Below are 7,891 nucleotides of genomic sequence, written 5' to 3' on the forward strand. Positions count from 1 at the left end.
CGCCATGCCTGGCGCACCAAAGGAAAGAAGGCCGGATGCACCGGCCCTCACGTGGCTGAATCTTCAGCCACCGATTATCTCACCCGAAATCTGTCAGAGGTGTCAGGGCTGAAGCTGCAGCGCCTCAGGACTCGCACACACTGCATTCACATCCAGTTGCGAATTCAGCTGGAAGCCTTCAAGGCTGACGGACACTTCATTAAAATCCTTGCTGGTGTCTGCCACGAGATAGCCGACTTCGTCGTCGTTCAGCAGCCCAAGAATATCAAACTCAAGGCCATTTCCGCTGAAGATGAAACTCTCCTGTTCTTCTCCATTGAGCCTGGTTGTGATTTTCACAGGGCCCTGCACGGAGACACTCAGCAACCTGTTTTTGTTTGCGACTGCAATGCCCAGGCGGTTTGGTGCTTTATAGACAACTGATGAATCTTTCACGGTCAGCGCCGGGCCTCCGGTCAGTCCGAGGCGGGGCAGATGGGGCATCATGATCGATGCAGAGTTGCGCAGATTTTCATCGACAACATACTTCGCGTTCCCAACGCACCCCCGCAGGCAAAAGAGTGAGGTATCACCGGTAGCACTGGCACCAGGTACCTGAAGCGGCCTGAAAGGTGCGTCATCCGCTGTGCCACAGGCAAAAGGCTTGTCCGGATCAACCAGATCACAGGCATCGCCTACACCATCGCCATCCGAGTCCTCCTGCCCGGGATTGGCGATCGCAGGACAGTTGTCCTCAACATCCGGAATACCATCGCCATCCTGATCAGTCGCGGCAGAATCACAGGCATCGCCAATACCATCTCCATCCGAGTCCTCCTGCCCGGGATTGAAGGTTTCCGGGCAGTTATCGTCTATATCCCGGATACCGTCAAGGTCAGAGTCAGCGATTTCCCCACAGCCTGGAGAGTTAGTCGGATCGGTAGGACACTCATCCAGCGCGTTATCAATTCCATCACCGTCGATATCAGAATCACAGGCATCGCCGACACCATCGCCATCAAGGTCCAATTGATCCGGATTCGGAGTCAATGGGCAGTTATCGTCACCATTAGTCACACCATCCTCGTCAAAATCCTGCTGTGCGACACCAGGATCATCCCCGCTCTCTGATGAGCTATCGGAACTGCAGCCCGCCAGCGACAGCAACAGCGATACCAGAAATATCAACGGCCAGTTAAACGTTTTGAGATTCATATTCAAGATCCTTCTCAATTTCAGTTGGAAACAACGTGGAATTCAACGCGGCGATTACCTTCACGGCTTTCCCCGGCATTGTTGCCGAAAATCGGCTTGGATTCTCCGTAGCCGACTGCGGTCAGCTGACCCGGATTAACACCGAGCTTGACCAGGTAGTCACGTACGGACTCTGCCCGCTGCTGCGACAGCCGCAGGTTGTAGCCTTCAGGCCCCACCTTATCGGTGTGGCCTGCCACTTCCACTTTCAGGCCCGGCTGACCTTTAAGAGCATCGGCGGCCTGAACAAGAATGGACCGGGCATTGGGTGTCAGGCGTGCGGAGTCGAACTCGAAGGTCACGCCCTGCAGGACCACGGACTGGGCTTTATCAGTTTCCACGCAACCCACAGCGTTGACTTGCAGGCCTTCCAGGGTTTTAGGGCACTGATCGACACCGTCCACGACACCGTCCATATCCGAATCAGCAAAATCTTTTTCGACAACTACGGGCTTCTCGACAATCGTGGTTTTCTCAACAACCCGGGTGCGGGTTGCGCCAATGGGAATGGTTACCCCAAGGCTGAAATGCAGATCGGAATAACCATCGTCATAGGTGTCGTATAGATAACGGGCATCGGCGCGCATCCGGATACCCGACTCGGTAAACGGGCTGCTAATGACACCAATTGCGGCGTTACCGTACCCGCCGAATTCATCCGCTGAGCTACCGTCCACATCATTCCGTGACACACCGACACCAAGAGAACCGTAGGGCGTGAAGACATCACCTTCCCACAGGCGGTAACTCAGATCAGCTCCCAGGCCCTGCTGGTAATAGTCGGTACCGGCATTATCACCGGTCTCGATGACACCGGAGTAGAACTGAGGTTCAACCCACAAGTTCTTGTCCAGGCGAATACCGAACATGGCTCGTACCGCAGAGCCATATTCATCAGTCCGGTCACTGTCGGGCTCAATGTAGGTACCCAGTAGCGTAACTTCATTCTGGCGCTCGACCGGCTCATCAGCCAAAGCTACGTTCGCGACAAACCCCAGGCTGCCTGCGACAATCACATAAATAAGTGCTCGTTGTTTTATCATGCAATTTCCCCTTTCCTCTTTGCTCGTAGGATTCGTTCCTTCTGGCCACAACTGCGACAGGCTGTCTGAGGTATTTGTATAATACACCAAACAGGCGTGTCATTACATTATCACGCCCCGTGATATTTCCCAGTAACAGGCCAGTCAATCGAACGCTCAGCAATGTCGGCTGCTTTTATCATGCGTCGGCCTGGCTCCGGCTTGGTGTTTTGAACTGCCTCCTCTTGATGCAGCCGACTTTACAACCTTTACAACATGGCCCGGTTCAAGAATGGGACTAAGGGGCATTGCGAAATGCCTGCTGCTGTACGGCTTGCGCCGTTTGCCGCCTTGGCTGGTTTGTGAAAAAGTCATCCGCACTCTGAACTTCCTGGTCTGCCGGAATGATGGCCAGAATTTTGCCCTTTAACTTGCTATCGTCCCGGGTTTCCCACGCTTCAAGAAACTGATACTTACTATAGGTCCGGTTGCCCAGAGACGGGTCTGCCAGCCAGACTGTATCGCTGTTAACCCCTCGTATTACAGAGAAGTGATCCGTCTTGCGATGCCGGGTGTAAACGATGACGGGAACTTTCAGTTTGGTCAGTTGCCCAAATGAAGCGGCGTACCCTACCCCACGGAAACCTAACTTTGCCAGGGCTCCGGCCATGTCCTCAAAGGATGCCCTCAGGTTCCCGTTATCAATAAGATCCAGTATTTCCGCTTCTGTTACGGACTGGCCATAATACCCATTGAGAATCGTTGCTATCGATGCAGCACCACATGAGTAATCCAGATCCTGCTTGACAACCCCGGAATCCCTCAGGGTTTTCCAGCTCGTCACGGGGATGGCGCCCCGTAAGTTGGTATCATTTGAAACATAGGCATACTCGGCAGCCTTAACGGTGCCCGTAGCGAATATCGATAACGAAAGCAGCAGGTATATCCGAAAGAATTCAGGCATAAGACACTTGCATTTAAATAGTCATGGGCATCATAAATTCAGCACCCGGCGGGTTATGCTGCCCCCTTTTTTTAAAGAACGGGTGCATCTTCCCGGCGCGGTTACGGCGAGCACTGAAGCCCCGGACAAATTCACCTCTGCCGATACAACTGGCAGAGGTGAATTCTCAGTTTCCGTCAGCTCATTTCATTGGCCCCGGACGAACGAAACCGCCAGGTTGACACGGTCACCCAGGTACTCACGCACGGAATACTGGGGATTTGTAAGGACTTCATGGCGCAATGCACGCCGGGTCTGGCCTTGCTGGCGAATTCTGGTCAGCGTTTCACCGACGGAGCCAATGCGGTCAGACAACCTTTCCCGAAGCCCCCCGAGAATCGACCCGCCAACAAGGCGGTCAGACAGCATGGACCCCAGAGCTCCTCCGGAGAGAATCCCAAGGAAGGCACCTTCCGTTTCCATCATCTCCTGCTCGGACAGCGGTGCCAGCTCCATTGCCTGGCTGTTGTCCGCGCTGAAGATCAGGCTGGCGTCAACCGAATGGGAATCATCGGCTGCAAATGCAGACGTAGCCATAACACCACTTACAAGAGTTGCTATCACTATTTTTTTCATCTCTTTTCTCCACACAGGTTTTTGGGAGCTCTTAGTTAAATGGGATAAAGCCAATTAAATCTCAGGCTGGCTCCACTTTGGCCTGAGACATTCGCCGAAAAGGAAACATTAAGCGTGTTTCCCTTCGCTACCCCGTAGCCCAGACCGAGCGTCAAATCTGTGCTCGTCCGGTCAAATCCTTGTGACTCACCAACACGTTCGCCCGCTTCGAGGAAAGTCCATTTAAGCCCGGAGGTCAATGTCACCCGGTCGTTAACAGCAAACGCCACCGAAGGTGTGAGAAAAAACAGATTGCCCGGATCATAATCAGCATCACCATCGTCTCGATCCAGGTTCCACTGGAAAGAGCCTGTGACGGAAAGCACCACCGGATCAATGGCCCGGTAGGTGGTCAGGCCCAGGGCCCATGATTTGCCGGAGTCGCTGCCCTGCTCATATTTTTCGTATGCCGCACCCTCAATAAAGCCAAGCAGAGCAGGAGTCCTGCCGTCCCTGGAAAACTGGTGGTTCAAGCCTACCCAGGAACTCAAAAAACGATTTTCTGTATCCCGGTAGCTTCCGTTAAAATCGCTGTATCGTTCATTACGATACAGGTAGCTGGCACGAGCATAAATCTCGGTATCCCTTGTCAGCCCCCGCCTGAGGCCCAATGTGCCAACAAACGCATCCGTATTACTTTCGAATTCCCCGAACCGGGTAGGCAGCAAAACAAAAGATGCGTCACCTGTTGGTACAATAATAGCCTCACCCGCCGACAGACGCTGGCTTTGATTGTTCACGTAGGTGACGGACATATCCAGCTGGGTTCTGCCCTCCTCCGCGATAAGGTCTTCAATAGTCAGAGGGAGCTCAGCGACAGCGGCGGGCGACACCAGAAGGAGAATGCTTGTGACGTAAAAATTGCGGAGTTCATTCATTGTGCAGTCAAATCCTTTAACAGCTTCGGATAAAAATCTTGCGGTTGCACCACCGAACGAGAAGCAGCTACGCCCATAATCTGCTTTCCGGTCACCGTGAACAGACTTTATCAATACCTTCCGCTTTTGTCAATACGACCACCTTCGTGTTTGCCGGAGGAGCCTGGTCGCTTCATCGCGTGACACGCTTCCATCAGCGGCCAAACAGGCAACACACTTCCTGAGCCTGGTTCGCATTTACCTGTGCCTGACTGGCCTGCTCAACGAAAGCAACAGAAGGTATGTCCGAGGGAGTTTAGGTATAAGGTGTTTGCGCTTGAATAGTCATGGCTATCCCGGCTTCATGCCGTTGCGGGCAATACTGCATCCCTTTTGAAAGAACGGGTACATCCTCCCGGCGTGGTTACGGCAAGCACCGAAGCCCCGGACAAATTCACCTCTGCCGATACAACTGGCAGAGGTGAATCCTGACTTGCCGCCAGTCTTATTTCACTGGGGCCTGATAAATGAAGAGGTCAGGTCCAGACGGTCACTGATGTATGTACGAATTGACGCCCGACGATCCGCAAAGAATTCACGCCTCAGTGCACGCCGGGCCTGGCCTTGTTCGCGAATACCCGAAAGAGTTTCACGGACGGACCCGATACGATCAGACACCCGGTCCTGAATGCCTCCGATAATGGACCCCAGAGCACCTCCGGAGAGGATCTCAAGGAAGGCACCTTCCGTTTCGATCATCTCCTGCTCGGACAATGCTGCCAACTCCATTGTCTGGCTATCGTCCGTGCTAAAAATCAGGTCAGCGTCGGCCGGATTGACATCGCCGGCTGCAAATGCAGACGTGGACATAACACCACTTACAAGAGCTGCTATCACTATTTTCTTCATCTCATTTCTCCAGACAGGTAATTGGGAGCCTGATCAAATGGCATAAAGCCAATTAAATCCCAGGCTGGCTCCACTTTGGCCTGAGACATTCGCCGAAAAGGAAAGACTAAGCATCCCCCCCCTTCGTTTTCGTTTGCTACCCCGCATCCCGGACCGGGGGTCAAATCTGTGCTCGTCCGATCAAATCCTTGCGGCTCATCATCACGGTAGCCCGCTTCATAGCTGGCCTCGCCATCGTCCCGCTCCTGGTTGCACGGGAACGATTCCGTGACGGAAAGCACGGCCGGATCAATGGCCCGGCAGGTGGTCAGGCCCAGGGTGCCGACAAACGCATCCGTATTACCTTTGAATTCCCCGAGCCGGGTCAGCAGGACAACAAAAGACGATTCGCCCGTTTGTACAACAACAGGATCACCCGTCGACAAGCCCGGGCTTTCACTGTTTACGTATGGGAGCGAGATGCCCGGCCTGGCTTTAGCCTCCTTCGCGACAAGATCTTCAATTGTCAGAGGGAGGTCAGCGACAGCGGCCGGCGACACCAGAAGGGGAATGCTGGGAATGTAAAGATTGCGAAGTCCATTCACTGTGCAGTTAAATCCTTTGAAGTCCATTCACTGTGCAGTTAAATCCTTTTATGTGCAGTTAAATCCTTTAACAGCTTCAGATAAAAGTCTGGCCGTTGCACCATCAAGCGAGAAGTAGATATGACCATAATCTGCTTTCCGGGTACTGTCAACAGATCCTCTGCACATGGACGCAGTTTTTTTCAATACGACGATCTTCTTACCTGAATCCGTGATTCCAACCGGCCGAAAACCACCTTAAAAGCATCCAATAACAAGGCATTGAGCAATACAATGGCCACGGACATCCATTCACCCAGTCAGTACTTTTGGCTCATGTGCACTTTCACCCTCGAGCAAATCCCGAACCGAAGTCTATACACCCCCCACGGCGGCCTGGCCCTGGTAGGGCCACTGTCTGGGCCGGCATAGATCGTTCACCATAACTGCTCCCACCGTGGCCAGGCGTCACGATAATCAAAACATCGACCTGATCCGGACCCGTCTCGGGTTGATCACGCCGGGCAAGAGTGACTTCGAGGCGGCCGGGTCCGTACAAAGGGGCTTGCGGGGATGTTCAGTGCGATACACCTCAAGGAAGTTACCGAGGACTGGAAGTCAGGTGAAATCGAGTAGGAGGGGGAGTTACCTCCCCCGTCCTCTCACACCACCGGGCATACGGTTCCGTACCACGGCGGTTCATGGTCGGCTCTGAAGCCGAGTCATCGTATCCAGCAAGCTTACCAGAGACAGGCCATGGAATACCCTCTTGGGCAGGGCCGCGTTCATATGAGACGCACCGCTGTTCCACCAGGGTCCACGACCATTGGTCGCGCTCCTCCAAGCCCTTATCTCAGTCAAGCCTAGCCGTACCAGGTTGCGGGCCCGCGTGCGGGTCCGCTTCCACTGCTGCCACAGGATCAGGCGAAGCCGCCGTCTTATCCAGCCATCCAGAGCTTCGACCGAACGCTTCGAGGCGGTCAGGCGATAGTAATTTGCCCAGCCTCTCAGCACCGGGTTCAGGTTCCGGATGGTGGTCGTCAACGACTGTCCCCGTGACCGTTTCAGCAGGGGGCGAAGCTTGGCCATGAAGGCCTTCAGGCTTTTGGGCGCGACTCTCAACCGGACCTGACGTTTATGCCAGCTCACGCTGTAACCCAGAAAGCTCCGGCGCCAGGGGCGGTCCACGGCGCTTTTCGTCGTGTTCACCTTCAAGCGCAGGCGCGTTTCCAGGAAGTGGGTAATACTGGCCATGACCCGTTGCCCGGCTCGTTCGCTTCGGACGTAGATATTGCAGTCGTCCGCGTAACGGCAGAACCGATGGCCCCGGCGCTCCAGCTCCCGATCCAGTTCGGTCAGGAGCACGTTGGAGAGTAAGGGCGATAGCGGGCCACCTTGCGGCGTGCCTTCCCGCCTCGGGCTGACCAGCCCGCCTGACAGCATGCCTGCTCGCAGGTAACGCCGGATCAGGGTGAGTATCCGTTCCCCGCCTTGCGGCTTGGGGATGCTGGCCCGGCGTACCGGTTGAGGATGGTAGTCTCCGGCCAACAGCCGCTCGCGCAGCGTTGGCCAATGCTGTTGCAGGTGGCCCTTCAGGGCTGTTACCGGCATCTGATCGACGCCAGCCGCCCCTTTGTTGGACACCACCCGCTGATACGCACGCATCAGGTTCGGGCGCTCAAGCACCTG

Annotated in this window: 7 protein-coding genes and 4 pseudogenes; 1 reads left to right on the forward strand and 10 read right to left on the reverse strand. The window is 54.7% G+C overall.

Annotated features, from left to right (window positions below; genetic code table 11):
- Window positions 1–660: 660 nt before the first annotated feature.
- The 9 genes and pseudogenes from Q668_RS17650 to Q668_RS03755 all read right to left on the reverse strand — a co-directional run.
- Window positions 661–804, reverse strand: a pseudogene (locus tag Q668_RS17650) (thrombospondin type 3 repeat-containing protein); the annotation flags it as partial.
- An 18-nt stretch (window positions 805–822) separates the two neighbouring features.
- Window positions 823–948: pseudogene (locus Q668_RS17745) on the reverse strand (hypothetical protein); the annotation flags it as partial.
- Window positions 925–1,074, reverse strand: a pseudogene (locus tag Q668_RS17665) (thrombospondin type 3 repeat-containing protein); the annotation flags it as partial. The pseudogenes Q668_RS17665 and Q668_RS17745, both read right to left, overlap by 24 nt.
- A 140-nt stretch (window positions 1,075–1,214) precedes the next feature.
- Complete coding sequence (locus tag Q668_RS16585) at window positions 1,215–2,276, reverse strand: OmpA family protein (protein ID WP_022988263.1); 1,062 nt, start codon at window positions 2,274–2,276, stop codon at window positions 1,215–1,217.
- Between the two features lie 277 nt (window positions 2,277–2,553).
- Window positions 2,554–3,219, reverse strand: coding sequence for a C39 family peptidase (locus Q668_RS03735; RefSeq protein WP_022988264.1), 666 nt, complete (start codon window positions 3,217–3,219; stop codon window positions 2,554–2,556).
- Between the two features lie 186 nt (window positions 3,220–3,405).
- Window positions 3,406–3,795 (reverse strand): hypothetical protein, encoded by a 390-nt coding sequence (locus tag Q668_RS03740; protein WP_152521760.1) that lies wholly within the window; start codon window positions 3,793–3,795, stop codon window positions 3,406–3,408.
- A gap of 74 nt (window positions 3,796–3,869) precedes the next feature.
- Window positions 3,870–4,751: a hypothetical protein gene (locus Q668_RS03745; RefSeq protein ID WP_022988266.1), complete on the reverse strand. Its 882-nt coding sequence runs from the start codon at window positions 4,749–4,751 to the stop codon at window positions 3,870–3,872.
- A 489-nt stretch (window positions 4,752–5,240) separates the two neighbouring features.
- Window positions 5,241–5,639: a hypothetical protein gene (locus Q668_RS03750; RefSeq protein WP_022988267.1), complete on the reverse strand. Its 399-nt coding sequence runs from the start codon at window positions 5,637–5,639 to the stop codon at window positions 5,241–5,243.
- A complete protein-coding gene (locus Q668_RS03755; protein WP_022988268.1) occupies window positions 5,636–6,250 on the reverse strand; it encodes a hypothetical protein in 615 nt (204 codons plus the stop codon). The genes Q668_RS03750 and Q668_RS03755 overlap by 4 nt, the downstream gene beginning before the upstream one ends.
- 288 nt (window positions 6,251–6,538) lie before the next feature.
- Here Q668_RS03755 and Q668_RS17415 point away from each other — a divergent pair.
- Window positions 6,539–6,761, forward strand: a pseudogene (locus Q668_RS17415) (IS1380 family transposase); the annotation flags it as partial.
- Between the two features lie 140 nt (window positions 6,762–6,901).
- On the opposite strand, the gene Q668_RS03760 reads toward Q668_RS17415, so the two are convergent.
- The coding region (locus tag Q668_RS03760; RefSeq protein WP_022988269.1) for a group II intron maturase-specific domain-containing protein at window positions 6,902–7,891 on the reverse strand (990 nt) is incomplete at its 5' end.

Origin of the sequence: Marinobacter sp. ES-1, from assembly GCF_000475255.1 — a bacterium.
Classification (GTDB): Bacteria; Pseudomonadota; Gammaproteobacteria; order Pseudomonadales; family Oleiphilaceae; genus Marinobacter; species Marinobacter vinifirmus.

Excerpts from the sequence above, each read along its gene's own strand:
- Q668_RS03735 (WP_022988264.1), bottom strand. The coding sequence starts at position 3,219 with ATGCCTGAATTCTTTCGGATATACCTGCTGCTTTCGTTATCGATATTC.
- Q668_RS03750 (WP_022988267.1), bottom strand. The coding sequence starts at position 5,639 with ATGAAGAAAATAGTGATAGCAGCTCTTGTAAGTGGTGTTATGTCCACG.
- Q668_RS16585 (WP_022988263.1), bottom strand. The coding sequence starts at position 2,276 with ATGATAAAACAACGAGCACTTATTTATGTGATTGTCGCAGGCAGCCTG.
- Q668_RS03740 (WP_152521760.1), bottom strand. The coding sequence starts at position 3,795 with ATGGCTACGTCTGCATTTGCAGCCGATGATTCCCATTCGGTTGACGCC.
- Q668_RS03755 (WP_022988268.1), bottom strand. The coding sequence starts at position 6,250 with ATGGACTTCAAAGGATTTAACTGCACAGTGAATGGACTTCGCAATCTT.
- Q668_RS03745 (WP_022988266.1), bottom strand. The coding sequence starts at position 4,751 with ATGAATGAACTCCGCAATTTTTACGTCACAAGCATTCTCCTTCTGGTG.